Genomic DNA, 16,109 nt, shown 5'->3' on the forward strand with positions numbered 1-16,109 from the left:
AGATCCGGTGAAGTGTCCGAGTGGCTGAAGGAGCACGCCTGGAAAGTGTGTATACAGGAAACTGTATCAAGGGTTCGAATCCCTTCTTCACCGCCACTTTCAAACGCCTCGCAAGTCATTGACTTGCCGGGCGCAAAGAACGGCGATTTGTAGGTTAACCCTGCAAATCGCCGTTTTTTATTGCCTGCGTTTTATCTCTCGACCGTCCTGGTCAGCGTGGCGTCGATTTTTTCTGGTCAGCCTGAACTCAGCTCCAAAAGCGCAGTCTTTGTATGCCTTCGTTAAAATTATGGCGTATTGCCATAATCGGCTACATTCAAACGGATGGGACCGGCGGCATGAACTTACAGGAGTACTTCGCGTGTTCGACAACAAGTATCGAGACCAGCGTGGCAAGTTGCACAACAGTGAGCAGAATGCCCAGAACGCTAACTCCTCCTATGTGCGGGAGGAGGAAAAACTCAACGAAGGCAATCTGTGCCGTGCCGACATTTTCATCGTCCTCGGGCTGCTGATTCTCTCGATGGGGATATTCATTGGCATTCCCAAGGCGCTCTCCCAGGACAGGATGTTCATGGCCTTCCAGATGCTCCTGCTGCTGGTGGGCAGTTGGGGGTTGTGGGGCCTGGGGGTCTGGAAAATCCCGGTCGCCTTCCGTGGGCCGCTGTATTTCGTTATTTTCATCGGCGGCTTGTTCTACCTGGGTTCGCGATAACTGCCCCGGCAGTCGATCGCGGGCCGCCTCCGGCCCGCGATCGGCGCGATCAGAAGTTCACCGACGCCGAGACCCGCGCCGTCCGCGGCGCGCCCTGGAACAGGTAGTTGTCCCCCAGGTACTCGCCGACATCCCGCCAGTAGCGGCGGTCGAACAGGTTATCCACCGTCAGTCGCAGCGTGGTGTCGTAGCCAGCGATTCGCGTGCGGTAGCGCGTCCCCACATCGAACACCGTATAACCCCCGGCTTCCACCGTGCCCGCGTAGTTGGCGTACTTGCTGGCGCTGTAGCGCATGCCGCCGAGCAGGGCCAGGCCGGGAACCGGCAGGCTGTAGTCGGCCTGCAGCGAGGCGCGCAGCCGCGGCACATTGAGCGCCTGGTGATCGTCGTAGGCCTCGGTGCCACTGCCCTTGACCCGGGCGCGGATCGCCGCGGCGCTGGCGTTGATCTGCAGGTCGGAGGTCAGCCAGCCGCTGGCGGACAGTTCCAGGCCGATGTTCTTTTGCTGGCCCTGTTGCACGTAGACGAAATCGCCGCCGTCCGGTTTCGCGTACTGGTAGGCCTGGCGCAACTGGAACAGCGCGGCGCCGAAGCTCATTCGGTGCCAGTCGCGCTTGATGCCGAGTTCGATCTGGTGCGAGGTGGTCGGGGCGAGGATGTCCTGGTTGTTGAGCGCAAACCATGGCGCCACGCCGCCGGACGACAGGCCCTTGCTGTAGCTGGCGTACAGCGAGACATCGGGGCGTGGCTTGTAGATCAGCGCCGCGTTGGGCAGCAGTTCGTACTGGCGGGTTTGCCGGCGCAGCTCGCCGTCTTCGCCGAAGGCTTTTTCGTCCAGGCGCACTACGCGGGAGCCGAGTACGGTCTGCCAGTGTTCGTCGAAGGTGATCCGGTCGCTGAAGAACACGCCGTACTGGCGGCTGTCGAGCCGGCGTTCGCTGTGGCCCGGGGTGCCTGGCGCTGGATCGACGGCGGGGGTGTCCTGATAGATGTTGCCGGTGCCGACCCACTCGTTGAAGGTCGGACGCTGATCGACGGTGCGCCTTTGCGCGCTGCTGCCGACGGTCAGTTCATGGTCAACGCCGAGCGCGGCGAAGCGACCGCTCAACGTTGCCTGCGCTTCATCGGTGCGGCGGGTGTCGTCAGGGCTGCGGAAGTCATAGATGTCGTAGTCGCCTTCCGCGCTGAAATAGTTGGGCACGGCGTCGGCGCCGCAACTGGCCGAACCGTAGCAACCCCAGGCAAACGAACTGTAGTCATCGATCACCACCCGGCTGTGCGATGCGCTGAGCGCTCCGGTCCAGGCCTCGTTGAAGCGGTATTCAAAGCGCCCGCCGAGGTTCAGCGAATCGCTCTTCACCGGCTTGGCCCAGTCCTGCCAGGCCAGGCGGTCTTTCGGGTCGATGCCGTGAGGCAGACTGGTGTTGCCCAGCAACTGGTAACCCGGCACCGAGTATTGCTCGCGGGTCTGATATTCGACGTCCAGTTGCAGCAGCGCATCGGGGTTCATCTGCCAGTCGAAGGCCAGGGAGGCGAAGTCGCGCTTGCCGTCGGCATGGTCGACGTAGCTGCGGATATCTTCATGGGCCAGGTTGGCGCGCAGGCCGAACTGCCGCTCGCTGCCGAACCAGCCACCAAGGTCGGTGGCGATATAGCGTTCGCCTTGCTCGTTGCTCGACACCGTCACCGAGCGCACGTCCTCGGGCCGCTTGGTCACGTAGTTGATCACGCCGCCGGGTTCGGACACGCCGCTTTGCAGGCCCGACAGCCCCTTGAGCAGTTCGACCTGCTGCTTGTTCTCCAGCGCCACGTTCTGTTCGCCGGCGATGGTCTGGCCGTTGATCGTGTAGCTGTGCGCCGCGTCCAGGCTGAAGCCGCGCACGTTGAAGTTTTCGTAGTAGCCGATCGGCGCATAGCTTTCGCCTACCGAGGCGTCGCTTTGCAGCACTTCGCTGAGCAGGCGCACTTGGCGGTCCTTCAACAGTTGCTCGGTGAACACCGACACCGAGGCCGGGGTGTCCAGCAGCGGCGCCGACGAGAAGCCGGCGACCTGGGCCTGGCGTGGCTGGTAACCATCGTTCTGGGTGTCGGAAATGTTCACTGGGGCGAGGGTCACATTGTCTTGGGCGAGGGCAGTCGAGGTGCTCAGGGCCAGGCTGAGGCTCAGCAGGCTGAGGGGCAGGCGGGGGCGTTGCAGGGACATGCGGCAAAACTCCTTGAGGGCCGGCAGCGGGCGCGCCGTTATGACTCGGCGACTACCGAAGACTGAAAGCCCGGTACGGCGACAGGAAGGCGCAAAAAGGGCGCGCAAGTGCGAAAGGCTACTGGCGTTGCGCCAGTGGGCGCCGGAGCGCGGGCGCAATCTTAGCAGGGGCGACCGCGTTGCGGTGCCCCGAATTGCCGTGAGTCTTCTACTGCGGGAAACGAATGGAGAAGGGATTTATTCAGTGACGGGCGGGCGGTTGCGTGTGCTGGCGGCGCCAGGTCCCGTCCAGTTTCGACCAGGTCTTGCTGTCGGTAACGGCCAACAGCTTGCGCCCATCCTTGAAGGTGGCCAGGAAGGTCACCTCCTCATCCTTGCCGCCAAGCCAGAGCCCGGCGAGCAGACCGAAGGGGCCAGCCACCAGTGCACCGGCCATGCCCCAGCCAATGGCGCTGCCGATATTGCGGCTGGACTCCTGATTGGCGACTTGCATGTCCTTGATGCGCGAGAGTGCGATTTTTTCGCCCGGTGAGGGGCTTTTGGCGGTCTTGAGTGTGAGCGATCCATTGCGGTACTCGCCTTCACCTTGCAAGAAATCGCCGGACTGAACCGTGAGTCTTGTCATAGGGGTATCCAGGTTGAGAGGGCTATTGACCAATCCCTACTGAGCGCCCCGGCTACCGCCAAGTCAATCGTCAGGCGACGGAGGGTAATGCATCTGTCAGACAGTACTGACGTGCATCACCCGACGTCCCGCAATACCCCATACCAGCAGTGCCAGCCCACCAATGCCCAGCCCGGCGGTGACGATGCCGTTCCAGCCGTAGGCCTGGAACAATTGGGTGCCAAGCAGCGAGCCGATGGCCCCGCCAATGAAGTAGCAGGTGATGTAGCCGGCGTTCAACCGGTTGCGTGCTTCGGGACGCAGGGCGATTACCGCGTTCTGGTTGCTGACGTGGACCAGTTGCACCGCCAGGTCGAGCAGCAGGACACCGGCCAGCAGCGCCGCCAGCGAAGTCGGCGCAAACGCCAGTGGCACCCATGACAGCAACTGGACAAGCAGGCCGAAGGTCGTGCCTTGCGCGCCCTTGCCCTTGTCGGCCAGGCGTCCGCCCAGGTTGGCGGCAAGCGCGCCGGCAGCGCCTGCCAGGCCGAAAAGTCCGATGACGCCATCGGAATACTGATAAGGCTCGGCCTTCAGCAGAAACGCCAGCGGCGTCCAGAACAAGGCGAACAGGCAGAAGGAAAAGGCGCCGAGCAACGAGCGAAGGCGCAGCACCGGCTCGTCGGCGAACAGGCGGAATACCGAGGCGATAAGCGCCGGGTAGGCGAGCCCGGCATGTTGCCGGCGCTGCGGTAATGCGCGGGCGAGGGCGATGGCGCTGACGGCCATCAAGCCGGCGGCGAGCAGGTAAATGGTGCGCCAGTCACCGAGGGTGGCCATGAACCCGGCGGCGGTACGCGCCAGCAGGATGCCCAGCAGCAGGCCGCCCATCAGCGTGCCCACCACCCGACCGCGTTCACCCGGCTCGCTCAGGCCGGCGGCCATCGGCACCAGCACTTGCGCCACCACCGAGAACAGGCCGGTCAGCGTGGTACCCACCAACAGCCACGGCAGACTGGGGGAAAAGGCACTTATCAACAGGCCGAGGGTGCTGATGGCGATCATGCTGACGATCAGTCGCCGCTGTTCGAACAGGTCGCCGAGCGGTGCCAACAGCAGCAAGCCGGCGCCATAGCTCAGTTGCGCGGCAATGACGATGCCGCCAGCACTGGCGGTGCTCAGACCGAAATGCTCGGCAATGCTGTGCAGCAGCGGCTGCGCGTAATAGTTGCTGGCGACCGCCAGGCCGGTGGCGGTCGCCATCAGCAGGATCAGTGCACGACTGAGTGGGGCTGTGGAGGTCATGGACCGTCTCGCTATCCGTAGGTGAAGGTGAGCAGTATCGAAAATGCGCTAGCATGACGCCAATGTATCGTTTTCATTCGATCAATCTTGAAATCAGATAGATGAGCATGAACCTTAAACAGATCGAATACGCCTTGGCGGTAGCCGACACCGGCAGCTTCACCCGCGCGGCCGAACGCTGTCACGTGGTGCAGTCGGCGTTGAGCCATCAGATTGCCCGGCTGGAAGAACAACTGGGTGCGCAACTGTTCGAGCGGACCTCGCGCTGGGTGCGCCTGACGCCGGCCGGCGAGGCGTTCGTGCCGAGTGCCCGCACCGCGCTGGAGGCGGCGCGGCGGATTGGCGACGAGGTGGCTGCCGCCTGCGGCGAAGTGCGCGGGCGCTTGTCCATCGGCGAGATCAGTTCGCTGACCGAACTGGACCTGGTGGACCTGCTCGCCGGCTTCCACCACCAGTACCCGCGGGTGGATATCCGCTGGCTGATGGGCAAGAGCGAATTGATGATTGCCGATGTCCGCGAGCGTCGCCTGGATGTGGCGTTTATCGGGGTGTGGCCGGGGGAATCGCTGGAGGGGGTAGAGTGGCGCCTGCTGGCGAAGGAAGAGCTGGTGGCGGTGCTGCCGCCCGATCATCCGCTGGCAGCTGACGAACGCTTGTCCCTGGCGCAACTGGAAGACCAGCCGCTGGCCGACTTCCAGGCCGGAACCGGGGCCCGCCGGCAAACCGACGAGGCGTTTGCCGCTGCCGGCCTGCGTCATCGGGTGCAGTTCGAGGTGGGTACCACCAGCCTGATTGAGCGCTTCGTCCAGCGCGGGCTGGCCGTTGGCCTGGTGCCCGCGCGGATCGCTGCCGGCTTTCAGGCCGTCGTGGCCTTGCCGGTCAGCGATGCGCCGATTCGTCATCTGTATGCCATCTGGTCGAAGTCGCCGACCCCGGCCGCCAGTGCGTTCATCCAGTTGCTGGAACAAACCCTGGCCGCCAGGGCTGCCGACTGAGGTATCAGGCGGCAAAGCCACCGTCGATGGTCAAGCTGGCACCGGTGATGTAGGCCGCTTCCGGGCCGGCGAGATAGGCGACGAAGCTGGCGATTTCCTCCACCCGGCCATAACGGCCCACCGCCATCAGGCCCATCAGGCTCTCGGCGAACTCGCCTTCGGCGGGGTTCATGTCGGTGTCCACCGGGCCCGGCTGGACGTTGTTGATGGTGATGCCGCGCGGCCCCAGGTCACGGGCGAGGCCGCGGGTCAGGCCGACCAGCGCCGCCTTGCTCATGGCGTAGGGGCCGCCGCCGGCGAAAGGCATGCGCTCGGCGTTGGTGCTGCCGATATTGATGATCCGGCCACCTTCACCCATGTGCCGGGCCGCAGCCTGGGTGGCGACGAACACGCTGCGCACGTTCACGGCGAGGGTGCGATCGAAGTCTTCCAGGCTGAAGTCGTCCAGCGGGCCGACCGCCAGCACGCCGGCATTGTTGACCAGGATATCGATGCGTCCGAACTGCTCGACGGTCAGCGCGACGGCCTGTTGCACCGCCGCCGCGTCGGCGCTGTCGGCCTTGAGCGCCAGGGCCTGGCCGCCGTTGTTGCGGATCTGCTGTTGCAGGTCGTCGGCCACTGCCTGCGAACTGACGTAGGTGAAGGCGACTGCGGCGCCCTGTTCGGCCAGGCGCTTGACGATGGCTGCGCCGATACCGCGTGAGCCGCCCTGGACCAGTGCTACTTTGCCGCTGAGGCTGGATTGATTCGACATGGTGATGCTCCCGAAAGGACAAGGCCGAGTGCCTTGTTGATGGGCTCAGTATCGGCGCTGGATTACCCTCTGATAATCCACTAATCGCTATAGTCTGAATAAACCACGGGTTTAGAGTGCGCCATGGAAACCTTCACCAGTATTGAATGCTTCATTCGCAGCGCCGAGGTCGGCAGCTTCGCCGAAGCCGCCCGCCGCCTGAGCCTGACGCCTGCCGCGGTGGGCAAGAACGTCGCCGGCCTGGAGGCCCGGCTCGGGGTTCGTCTGTTTCAGCGCAGCACCCGCAGCCTGGCCCTGACCGAGTCCGGCCAGCGTTTTCTTGCCGAGGTACGCGACAGCTTCCAGACCATCCAGCACGCCGTGGCCAACCTGGCCAGTGCCGAGGGGCAGCCGGCGGGCACCTTGAAAGTCAGCATGGGCACGGTGTTCGGGCGTTTGTACATCTTGCCGCTGCTGGGAGAATTCCTCCGGCGATTTCCGGCAATCACGCCGGATTGGCACTTTGATAATCGTCAGATCGATCTGATCGCCCAGGGCTTCGATGCGGCCATCGGCGGCGGCTTCGACCTGCCGCCGGGCGTGGTGGCCCGCAAGCTGGCACCCGCGCACCGGGTGCTGGTGGCGTCCGCCGATTATCTGGACAAGTGCGGGGCCGTTCGCGAGCCGGATGATCTCAACAAGGCGGACGGCATCCTGATCCGCTCGCCGCAGACCGGCCGCGTGCGTTCCTGGCCGCTGACCAGTCGCGAGCAGGATCACTCGCCGCTGACCCTGCGCCCGCGCATGACCATGACCGACTCCGAAGCGGCCTGCGCTGCGGCCGAGCAGGGGTTGGGTATCGCCTTGGTGAGCATGCCGTTCGCCGTGCCCTATCTGCAGCGCGGCAGCCTGCTGCGGGTGCTGCCCGACTGGTACGTGGATGACGGCAATATTTCGCTGTATTACGCCCAGCACAAACTGCTGCCGGGCAAGACCCGGGCGTTTGTCGATTTCATCCTGGAGCAGTTTTCCGAACAGGGGCTGGCGCGGCGGTTCGACGCGTTGGCCTGAGTGTTACCAGGCGCTGACGACTTCCTGAACCTGCCGGCCATTGCCCAGCACCAGGGTGATTTCATCACCTTCGAATTTGCCCAGCAGTTGCTGGCCCAGTGGCGAGCGCGGGGTGATCACGGTGACTTTCGATGGCCCCGTGCCGATCTGCAGACCGGCCGCTTCCGGCCCGAGAAACAGCAACTGCTGATTGCCCTGGGCGTCTTCCAGTTGCACCAGATTGCTGATCTGGATGCCACGCTCGGGGTCGTAATCACGCATCGTCAGTTGCTGATACGCCTTGCACGCCTGACGAATCTCTTCCATGCGTCGGGCCTGGCCGGTGGCAAGGTAGGAGGCTTCCAGGCTCAGGGTGTCGTACTTGTTCTCGGCGATGTTTTCTTCCGCCGTGGCCGTTTCATAGGCGGTCTGGGCAGCGCGCTGGATCATGTCCAGGTCAATCTCCAGGCGCTCGATGATGGCTTTCAGCAAATCGGTCTTGTTCATTTCAGCGGCAGAACTCAAGGACATTGGCCCGGCTTTTCTCGTTAGGAGCGGTGCGGTCCTGTTGCAGCCAGAACTGGCACCTGGGGTTGGACAGGTTGCGCGGGTTTTCCTCGGCATGCCTCTGCGCATCATCGATCTGCTGGGTGCGCAGGGCCTGCTGGTACTGGTCGAACATCTGGTTCTGTTCCGGCGATTGTTCCTGCGCACCCGGCAGGCGGGCCGGTGCAGGCAAGCGGGCTGGCGCGGCGGGTGGTGGTGTTGCGGGCTGGCTGATCACTGCGGCCAGCGGCTCATGCAGGGACGGCACAAATTGCCAGGCGGCCCACAACGTCAGGCCGATAGCGACAACGCCGAGCCACAGGCCCAGTGCCACGCCGAGGGCAAGCGGCAGGATCTTGTGGGAAATCTTCAGTTCGCGACGACGCGCTCGGTAGGACATTGCAGCCTCCTGGCCAGGACAGGGACGGGATTGTCGCACGACAGAAGCTGGTTTCCGTTGCCGGCAACACTTTTGTCTGCGCTCGAATATCAGGACAATCGGCGATTATTCGTTTGCGGTGCAAGAGGTGCCTGATATGAAGCCGAGCTGGGATATCTTCTGCTGCGTCGTCGACAACTATGGTGACATCGGCGTCACCTGGCGCCTGGCCCGACAACTGGTGGCCGAGCATGGGCTGAATGTGCGGCTGTGGGTCGATGAGTTGAACGCGTTCGCTCGCCTGTGTCCTGAAGCCGATCCGCAGGCGGAGCGGCAGTATTGGGAGGGCGTGGAGGTTTGTCGCTGGGATGCCGAATGGCAGCCGGTGGCGGTGGCCGATGTGGTGATCGGGGCGTTCGCCTGTCAGATTCCGCAGCCTTATATCGATGCGATGGTCCAGCGGGACAAGCCTGCATTGTGGTTGAACCTCGATTACCTCAGTGCCGAGGACTGGGTCGAAGGCTGTCATGGTCTGCCGTCGCCTCAGCCGAATGGCCTGCGCAAGGTGTTCTTCTTCCCCGGTTTCACCCCGCGCACTGGTGGTCTGCTGCGTGAAGCCGGTTTGCTGGAGCGGCGCGAGGCGTTCGAGCAGGACGAGCGCGAGGCATTTTTGCAGCGGCTGGATATCGCACCTGAACCGGGAGCTCGCTTGCTGTCGCTGTTCGCTTATGAAAATCCGGGGCTGGCGAGTTGGCTGCAGGTGTTGTCCGAAGACAGCCGGCCCAACCATGTGCTGGTGCCGGAGGGGCGGGTGCTAGGCGATGTGCGCAACTGGCTGGGGCTGGACGAACTGGGGGTTGGCGAGGTGCATCGGCGCGGGGCGCTGACGGTGCAGATCCTGCCGTTCGTCCGCCAGGACGACTACGACCGGCTGCTCTGGAGCTGCGACTTCAACGCGGTGCGGGGCGAGGACTCCTTCGTCCGCGCGCAATGGGCGGGGCGGCCGCTGCTCTGGCATATCTATGTGCAGGAGGAGTACGCGCATTGGGAGAAGCTCGAAGCATTTCTCGATCTCTACACGCCGGGTTTGTCGGCCCCCGCGGCGGTGGCGCTGGTCGAGTTGTGGCGCGCCTGGAACATGGATCGCGATATGGGCGAGGCGTGGAAAGCGCTGTTGCAACACTGGGACGAACTGGCCGCTCATGCCCGTAAATGGTGCTCGGAACAGGCCGCTGGACCGGACCTTGCCACGACGCTGGTACAGTTTTACCGAAATTGGATATGATACGCGGCCTCGATTTTTATAAATCCATCCAAATTCGGATACTTCGTAATGAAAACTGGTAAAGAGCTGAAACCCGGTACCGTACTGCGGATCGACAACGACCCGTGGCTGGTGCAAAAAGCTGAGTTCACCAAATCGGGTCGTAACAGCGCGATCATGAAGACCAAGCTGAAGAACCTGCTGACCGGCTACAAGACTGAAACCGTCTACTCTGCCGATGACAAGCTGGACGACGTGATCCTGGATCGCAAAGAAGCGACCCTGTCGTTCATCAGCGGTGACACCTACACCTTCATGGACACCACCGACTACACCATGTACGAGCTGAACGCCGAAGACATCGAGGCCGTTCTGCCGTTCATCGAAGAAGGCATGACCGACGTCTGCGAAGCCGTGTTCTTCGAAGACCGTCTGGTTTCGGTTGAACTGCCGACCACTATCGTTCGCCAGGTTGACTACACCGAAGGTTCCGCCCGTGGCGACACCTCCGGCAAGGTCATGAAACCTGCCAAGCTGAAGAACGGTACCGAATTGAGCGTTGCTGATTTCATCGAAATCGGCGACCTGATCGAGATCGACACCCGCGAAGGTGGTTCCTACAAGGGCCGCGCCAAGTAAGACTGGCGGCTTCGCAAAAAACCCGGCCTTGGCCGGGTTTTTTTATGCCTGGAAAACGCTTCAGACACTGACGTGCAAGCGCACATCGACGTTGCCGCGAGTGGCGTTGGAGTACGGGCACACCTTGTGTGCGGCGTCCACCAGAGCCTGGGCGTCAGCGTGTTCCAGGCCGGGCAGGCTGATACGCAGGTCGATGTCGAGACCGAACCCGCCTTCGATCTGGCCGATGCCTACTTCTGCAGTGATCGCAGCATCTGCTGGCAGTTGGCGTTTGCCTTGTGCTGCAACGAACTTCAGCGCGCCGATGAAGCAGGCCGAATAACCGGCGGCAAACAGTTGCTCGGGGTTGGTTGCTGCGCCGCCGGCACCGCCGAGTTCCTTGGGCGTAGCCAGTTTCACGTCGAGGATACCGTCGTTGGAAACGGCACGGCCGTCGCGGCCACCGGTGGAGGTTACGTGTGCGATGTAGAGCGATTTCATGGAGGTGTCCTCTAACGTTGATCGTGTGTGGCGTCGTGTGTGGCGCCGTCTGGGTACGGAGATAAAGTTAGTTCACAAATATTTAGTGCGCAAGATAAATTTCCGAATTTTTCCCAACGGTCGTTGCGACGGGGCTGGTCATCAGGCCAGAAACCCCTTCGCAGAGCGGTCAGAGACTTTTTTGCAGGTTGTCGCGCAGCTCCAGCAATTGCGCCTGCAGGGCCTTGAGGCGTTCAACCGACTGGCCGCTGGCGCCGAGAATGCAATGCGGCACGCGGCGGGCCTGTTCCTGCAAGGCGCGCCCGGCATCGGTGAGTTCGACGATCACCACGCGCTCGTCTTCGCGGCTGCGGGTGCGCTTGAGCAGGCCCTCGGCTTCCAGGCGCTTGAGCAGCGGGGTGAGGGAGCCGGGATCGGTGAGCAGGCGATGGCTGATCTCGCCGACGGTCAACGCGTCCTGTTCCCACAGCACCAACATGGCCAGGTACTGTGGATAAGTCAGTCCCAGCTCGTTCAGCAGTGGCTTGTAGACCTTGGTCATCAACAAGGAGGTGGAGTGCAGGGCGAAGCACACCTGATTGTCGAGCAGCAACTCGTCGCAGTTGTCGGAGGCTTTGGTGTCAGCGTTCATGCAAATCCTTTTCTTCGGTGGACCCTTGGATGTTAGCACGCAAGATTTTAGTGCGATCGCCAGCTCAGTTCGCTCTGTAGGGCCAGATCCCAGGGCGGAACCGGGCTGAAGCGGCTCTTGAGGAATTCGAGCAGCAAACGGCTCCGAGAGTTCGTTTCATGTTCCAGGCGCAGTGCGTAGATGCCACTGGTTTCGGCTTGCGGCAGGCCGTTTTCGCAGAACAGCGGCAGCAATTCGCCGCGCAGCAGGTACTCGCTGACCAGCCAGGTGGGCAAGTGGGCGATGCCGAGGCCGGCGAGGGCGCCGAACAACAGGGTTTCCGCGTTGTTGGCGGTCATGCGCATGCGCGAGGGGCGGAATACCCGCATCTGGCCGTCCACCTCGAAGCGCCAGGCAAACGGCGGGGCCAGGCCGTCCCAGTCCAGGCCGTCGTGTTGTACCAGTTCGACCGGGCTGGCCGGCACGCCGCGTTGACGCAGGTAGGCCGGACTGGCGCAGGCGATGCGCACCATGTACGCCAATGGCGTGGCCACCAGCCGGGTGTCGGCCAGCGGGCCGGCGCGCAACACCAGATCCACCTCGCCCAAGTGGGAGCCGTGCATGTCGACGAAGCTGTCGATCAGGCGCAACTGCACGTCCAGACCCGGGTAGGCGACCAGGAAATCGGCGATCGCCGGCGCCAGGTGCCGGCGCCCGAAGGCTGCCGGCGCATCCATGCGGATCAGGCCTTCCGGCGCATTGCTGAGCGACACCGCTTCGGCCCGGGCCAGGCGCAGTTCCTCGACGATGCGCCGGGCCCGCTCGGCGAAGGCGACGCCGGCCGGGGTCGGGCGTACCGCGTGGGTGCTGCGCACGAACAGGCGGCTGCCTACTGCGTTTTCCAGGTTGTCGATGCGCCGCGCCACCGCTGAGGGCGTCAATGGATGGCGGCGGGAGGCGGCGGAAAAGCTGCTGGTTTCCAGTACATCGAGGAACAGATTGAGCTGTTCGGTCAGGGCATCGGGATTCATCAGTGGGCTCGCTTATGCGAAATCGGCAAAGCCATTGTGCGTTGCTGTGCGTTTCCCCGCTAGACCGGTCCCGGTAGCATGCCGCGATTGGTTATTGAATCGAGGCCGGCATGATCGAGTGGTTGATGTATATCGTCCTGGGCGCAGCCCTGGGCACGGTGGGAGGGTTGTTCGGCATTGGTGGTGGTCTGATCGCGATTCCGGCGTTGGGCGTGTTGTTCGGCCTGGATCAGCAACTCGCCCAAGGCACGGCGTTGGTGATGGTGGTGCCCAATGTGATGCTGGCGCTGTGGCGCTATCACCAGCGCAACCGCATCGAGTTGCGCCATGCGTTGCCGCTGGCCGCCGCCGGTTTTGTCTTCGCCTGGCTCGGGTCTATCTGGGCGGTGGGGCTGGACGCGAGGGCGATGCGCATTGGTTTCGTGGCGTTTCTGGTCGCGCTGGCAGCCTGGAATCTGTTGCGGATGTTCCTGCGCAGCAAGCCAGCGTCCAGTGAACTGCGCCATCCGTGGCCATGGCTGGGCGTGCTCGGCAGTTTTTCCGGGGTGATGGGCGGTCTGTTCGGCGTGGGTGGCGCAGTGGTGGCGACTCCGGTGCTGACCAGCGTTTTCGGCACTACTCAGGTGGTCGCTCAAGGCCTGTCGCTGGCGCTGGCACTGCCCAGTACCGCCGTGACCCTGTTCACCTACGGCGTGCACCAGCATGTCGACTGGGCCATGGGCATTCCGCTGGCAGCCGGCGGCCTGCTCAGCATCAGTTGGGGCGTGAAACTGGCCCACGCCATGCCGGAAAAAGTTCTGCGCTCGCTGTTTTGCGGCTTCCTGGTGGTCTGCGCGTTGATGCTGGGGTTCAAGATCTGATCGCTGCTGCTGCAAGAAAATGAGTCGCCGCCCCGGTGTTCCGCGGCTACTGTAGTGGGCCTGTTCACAAGGAGTCAGGCATGCCCACCGCGCAGTCCTTTTCGCTGAGCCAGGCGCGACGCCTGGCACTCACCGCCCAGGGATTCTCCCGCCCGCCGCTCGGCCAACCGCCGGGCACCGCGCAACTGGCGCGCATGCTGCGGCGTTTGGGCGTGGTGCAGATCGATTCGGTCAACGCGCTGGTGCGCTCCCACTACCTGCCGCTGTTTTCCCGTCTGGGCGATTATTCCTCTGAAACCTTCGATCAATTGGCCTGGGGCCGTGGCCGTCAGCGCAAGCTGTTCGAGTATTGGGGGCATGAAGCGTCGTTGCTGCCGCTGGAACTGTATCCGCTGCTGCGCTGGCGCATGCAGCGCTCGCGGCAGGGCCAGGGCATCTATCGGCAACTGGCGGAATTCGGTCTCGAACAGCAGGCGACTATTGCTCGGGTGCTCGCCGCGGTAACCGAGCAGGGCGCGCTGGGCGCCGGCAGCCTCTCGACTCGCCAGGAGCGCGCCGGGCCGTGGTGGGACTGGAGCGCTGAAAAGCTCGCGCTGGAATGGTTGTTCGCCGCTGGCGAGGTCACCGTCGCCGGCCGTCGCGGCTTCGAGCGGCTTTACGATCTGCCGGAACGGGTGCTGCCGGCGTCGTTGCTCGCGCAGCCGGTTCCCGATGAAGCCGAGGCCCAGCGCGGTTTGCTGTTGCACGCGGCACAGGCGCTGGGCGTGGCGACCGAGAAAGACCTGCGTGACTACTTCCGCCTTTCGCCCGCCGACAGCCGTCAGCGTCTGCACGAATTGGTCGAGGACGGTCGCTTGCAGCGTTGCCAGGTTCAGGGCTGGTCCCAGTCGGCTTACTGCCTCGATCGCCCGCGCATACCGCGCAAGGTCGAAACCAGTGCCTTGCTGTCGCCTTTCGACTCGTTGGTGTGGGAGCGTGACCGCACCGAACGGCTATTCGATTTCCGCTACCGGCTGGAAATCTACACCCCGGCGCACAAGCGCGTTTACGGCTATTACGTGTTGCCGTTCCTGCACCACGAACGGATTGCCGCGCGGGTCGATTTGCGCGCCGAACGTGCGCACCAGCGTCTGGCTGTGTACGCGTTGCACGAGGAACAACAGGGGCTGGATGAGCAGGGGATAGAGGCCCTGGCCGTCAGTCTCTGGCGACTGGCAGGCTGGCTGGGCCTGGAGCGGGTGCAGATCAATTGTGCCCGGGCCGGCACCGCGCGTTTGCGCGCAGCGCTGGCCCGGGTCGAACTCAGCGGCGAACCTGCTTGAGGGTTTCGGCGATGAGGAATGCCAGCTCCAGCGACTGATCGGCGTTCATCCGCGGGTCGCAATGGGTGTGGTAGCGGTCGGACAGGGCATCTTCGGTGATCGGCCGGGCGCCGCCGATGCATTCGGTGACGTTCTGCCCGGTCATCTCGATATGGATGCCGCCTGCATGGGTGCCCTCGGCCTGGTGCACCTGGAAGAACTGCTTCACCTCGCTGAGAATCTGCGCGAAGTCGCGGGTCTTGTAGCCGCTGCTGGCCTTGATCGTGTTGCCGTGCATCGGGTCCGAGCTCCACAGCACCTGGCGACCTTCGCGCTCGACGCTGCGGATCAGCCCCGGCAGGTGATCGCCGACCTTCTCCGCGCCCATGCGCACGATCAGGTTCAGCCGGCCCGGGTCGTTGCTGGGGTTGAGGATGTCGATCAGGCGGATCAGGTCTTCGGTATTCATGCTCGGGCCGACCTTGACCCCGATCGGGTTGTTCACCCCGCGCAGGAATTCGACATGGGCGCCGTCCAGCTGGCGTGTGCGGTCGCCGATCCAGAGCATGTGCGCCGAACAGTCGAACCAGTCGCCGGTGAGGCTGTCCTGGCGCACGAAGGCCTCTTCGTAATTCAGCAGCAGCGCTTCGTGGGCGGTGAAGAAACTGGTTTCGCGCAGTTGCGGCGAGCTGTCCATGCCGCAGGCGCGCATGAAGGCCAGCGTTTCGTCGATGCGGTCGGCCAGTTGGCTGTATTTCTCGGCCAGGGCCGAGTTGGCGATGAAGTCCAGGTTCCACTTGTGCACCTGGTGCAGGTCGGCGAAACCGCCCTGGGCGAAGGCGCGCAGCAGGTTGAGGGTGGCGGTGGCCTGGTGGTAGGCCTGCAACAGACGTTCGGGATCAGGCACCCGGCTCGGCTCGTCGAAGGCGATGCCGTTGACGATGTCGCCGCGGTAGGCGGGCAGGGTGATGCCGTTGATGGTTTCGTCATTGGCCGAGCGCGGCTTGGCGAACTGTCCGGCCATGCGCCCGACTTTCACCACCGGGCAGCCGGCGGCGAAGGTCATGACGATCGCCATCTGCAGCAGCACCTTGAAGGTGTCGCGGATTTTCGCCGCCGAAAACTCGGCAAAACTCTCCGCGCAGTCACCGCCTTGCAGCAGGAAGGCCCGGCCCTGGGTGACTTCGGCGAACTGCCGGCGCAGCTCGCGGGCTTCCCCGGCGAAGACCAGCGGCGGGTAGCTGGCCAGGGTCTGTTCGACCTTGAGCAGGCGCGCGGCGTCGGGGTAGGTCGGTTGTTGCTGGATCGGCAAGGCGCGCCAGCTATCGGGACTCCAGGGTTGGCTCATCACAGGCTCTGTCTTGTTATCGCAAAGAAGCGGAAAGGTCTGCCGC

Annotated in this window: 17 protein-coding genes and 1 tRNA gene; 8 read left to right on the forward strand and 10 right to left on the reverse strand. The window is 63.6% G+C overall.

Annotated elements, in window-relative coordinates; genetic code table 11:
- Positions 1-6: 6 nt before the first annotated feature.
- Together CKW37_RS10135 and CKW37_RS10140 are read left to right on the forward strand one after the other, a co-directional pair.
- A tRNA-Ser gene (locus CKW37_RS10135) sits at positions 7-96 on the forward strand.
- 265 nt (positions 97-361) lie between these two features.
- Positions 362-715, forward strand: coding sequence for a hypothetical protein (locus CKW37_RS10140; RefSeq protein WP_095155568.1), 354 nt, complete (start codon positions 362-364; stop codon positions 713-715).
- 49 nt (positions 716-764) lie between these two features.
- Here CKW37_RS10140 and CKW37_RS10145 read toward each other — a convergent pair whose 3' ends face one another.
- From CKW37_RS10145 to CKW37_RS10155, 3 genes are all read right to left on the reverse strand, one after another.
- Positions 765-2,918 carry a TonB-dependent siderophore receptor gene (locus CKW37_RS10145; RefSeq protein WP_095155569.1) on the reverse strand — a complete coding sequence of 718 codons (2,154 nt, stop codon included), beginning with the start codon at positions 2,916-2,918 and terminating at the stop codon, positions 765-767.
- 241 nt (positions 2,919-3,159) lie between these two features.
- On the reverse strand, positions 3,160-3,543 hold the full coding sequence (locus tag CKW37_RS10150) for a hypothetical protein (protein ID WP_095155570.1): 384 nt from the start codon (positions 3,541-3,543) through the stop codon (positions 3,160-3,162).
- A gap of 96 nt (positions 3,544-3,639) precedes the next feature.
- Positions 3,640-4,827 carry an MFS transporter gene (locus CKW37_RS10155; protein ID WP_095155571.1) on the reverse strand — a complete coding sequence of 396 codons (1,188 nt, stop codon included), beginning with the start codon at positions 4,825-4,827 and terminating at the stop codon, positions 3,640-3,642.
- Positions 4,828-4,934: 107 nt separating this feature from the next.
- Here CKW37_RS10155 and CKW37_RS10160 point away from each other — a divergent pair, with 107 nt between their 5' ends.
- Positions 4,935-5,822: a LysR family transcriptional regulator gene (locus CKW37_RS10160; RefSeq protein ID WP_095155723.1), complete on the forward strand. Its 888-nt coding sequence runs from the start codon at positions 4,935-4,937 to the stop codon at positions 5,820-5,822.
- A gap of 4 nt (positions 5,823-5,826) precedes the next feature.
- Here the strand turns inward: CKW37_RS10160 and CKW37_RS10165 are convergent, their stop codons facing one another.
- Complete coding sequence (locus CKW37_RS10165) at positions 5,827-6,576, reverse strand: 3-oxoacyl-ACP reductase family protein (RefSeq protein ID WP_095155572.1); 750 nt, start codon at positions 6,574-6,576, stop codon at positions 5,827-5,829.
- Between the two features lie 123 nt (positions 6,577-6,699).
- On the opposite strand from CKW37_RS10165, the gene CKW37_RS10170 reads away from it, so the two are divergent.
- Positions 6,700-7,626, forward strand: coding sequence for a LysR family transcriptional regulator (locus CKW37_RS10170; RefSeq protein ID WP_095155573.1), 927 nt, complete (start codon positions 6,700-6,702; stop codon positions 7,624-7,626).
- A 3-nt stretch (positions 7,627-7,629) separates the two neighbouring features.
- Here CKW37_RS10170 and CKW37_RS10175 read toward each other — a convergent pair whose 3' ends face one another.
- Both CKW37_RS10175 and CKW37_RS10180 read right to left on the reverse strand, forming a co-directional pair.
- Positions 7,630-8,112 (reverse strand): GreA/GreB family elongation factor, encoded by a 483-nt coding sequence (locus CKW37_RS10175; RefSeq protein WP_095155574.1) that lies wholly within the window; start codon positions 8,110-8,112, stop codon positions 7,630-7,632.
- A 1-nt stretch (position 8,113) separates the two neighbouring features.
- Positions 8,114-8,551, reverse strand: coding sequence for a hypothetical protein (locus CKW37_RS10180; RefSeq protein ID WP_095155575.1), 438 nt, complete (start codon positions 8,549-8,551; stop codon positions 8,114-8,116).
- Positions 8,552-8,687: 136 nt separating this feature from the next.
- Between CKW37_RS10180 and earP the strand changes: the two genes are divergently transcribed.
- On the forward strand, positions 8,688-9,815 hold the full coding sequence (gene earP, locus CKW37_RS10185) for an elongation factor P maturation arginine rhamnosyltransferase EarP (protein ID WP_095155576.1): 1,128 nt from the start codon (positions 8,688-8,690) through the stop codon (positions 9,813-9,815).
- 48 nt (positions 9,816-9,863) lie between these two features.
- Positions 9,864-10,433, forward strand: a complete 570-nt coding sequence (locus CKW37_RS10190) for an elongation factor P (protein WP_095155577.1) — start codon at positions 9,864-9,866, stop codon at positions 10,431-10,433.
- A gap of 60 nt (positions 10,434-10,493) precedes the next feature.
- Here the strand turns inward: CKW37_RS10190 and CKW37_RS10195 are convergent, their stop codons facing one another.
- The 3 genes from CKW37_RS10195 to CKW37_RS10205 all read right to left on the reverse strand — a co-directional run bounded on the left by CKW37_RS10195 (position 10,494) and on the right by CKW37_RS10205 (position 12,554).
- Positions 10,494-10,913, reverse strand: coding sequence for an organic hydroperoxide resistance protein (locus CKW37_RS10195; protein ID WP_095155578.1), 420 nt, complete (start codon positions 10,911-10,913; stop codon positions 10,494-10,496).
- 169 nt (positions 10,914-11,082) lie between these two features.
- Entirely contained in the window at positions 11,083-11,544 is a 462-nt protein-coding gene (locus tag CKW37_RS10200) for a MarR family winged helix-turn-helix transcriptional regulator (RefSeq protein ID WP_095155579.1), read from the reverse strand.
- A 47-nt stretch (positions 11,545-11,591) separates the two neighbouring features.
- Positions 11,592-12,554 (reverse strand): LysR family transcriptional regulator, encoded by a 963-nt coding sequence (locus CKW37_RS10205; RefSeq protein ID WP_095155580.1) that lies wholly within the window; start codon positions 12,552-12,554, stop codon positions 11,592-11,594.
- 110 nt (positions 12,555-12,664) lie between these two features.
- Between CKW37_RS10205 and CKW37_RS10210 the strand changes: the two genes are divergently transcribed.
- Both CKW37_RS10210 and CKW37_RS10215 read left to right on the forward strand, forming a co-directional pair.
- Positions 12,665-13,414, forward strand: a complete 750-nt coding sequence (locus tag CKW37_RS10210) for a sulfite exporter TauE/SafE family protein (RefSeq protein WP_095155581.1) — start codon at positions 12,665-12,667, stop codon at positions 13,412-13,414.
- An 80-nt stretch (positions 13,415-13,494) separates the two neighbouring features.
- A complete protein-coding gene (locus CKW37_RS10215; protein ID WP_095155582.1) occupies positions 13,495-14,736 on the forward strand; it encodes a winged helix-turn-helix domain-containing protein in 1,242 nt (413 codons plus the stop codon).
- On the opposite strand, the gene CKW37_RS10220 is transcribed toward CKW37_RS10215, so the two are convergent.
- A complete protein-coding gene (locus CKW37_RS10220) occupies positions 14,717-16,063 on the reverse strand; it encodes a class II 3-deoxy-7-phosphoheptulonate synthase (protein WP_095155583.1) in 1,347 nt (448 codons plus the stop codon). The genes CKW37_RS10215 and CKW37_RS10220 overlap by 20 nt on opposite strands.
- Between the last annotated feature and the right edge of the window lie 46 nt (positions 16,064-16,109).

The sequence above is a fragment of the Pseudomonas sp. Irchel 3E13 genome (assembly GCF_900187455.1).
Lineage (GTDB): Bacteria > Pseudomonadota > Gammaproteobacteria > Pseudomonadales > Pseudomonadaceae > Aquipseudomonas.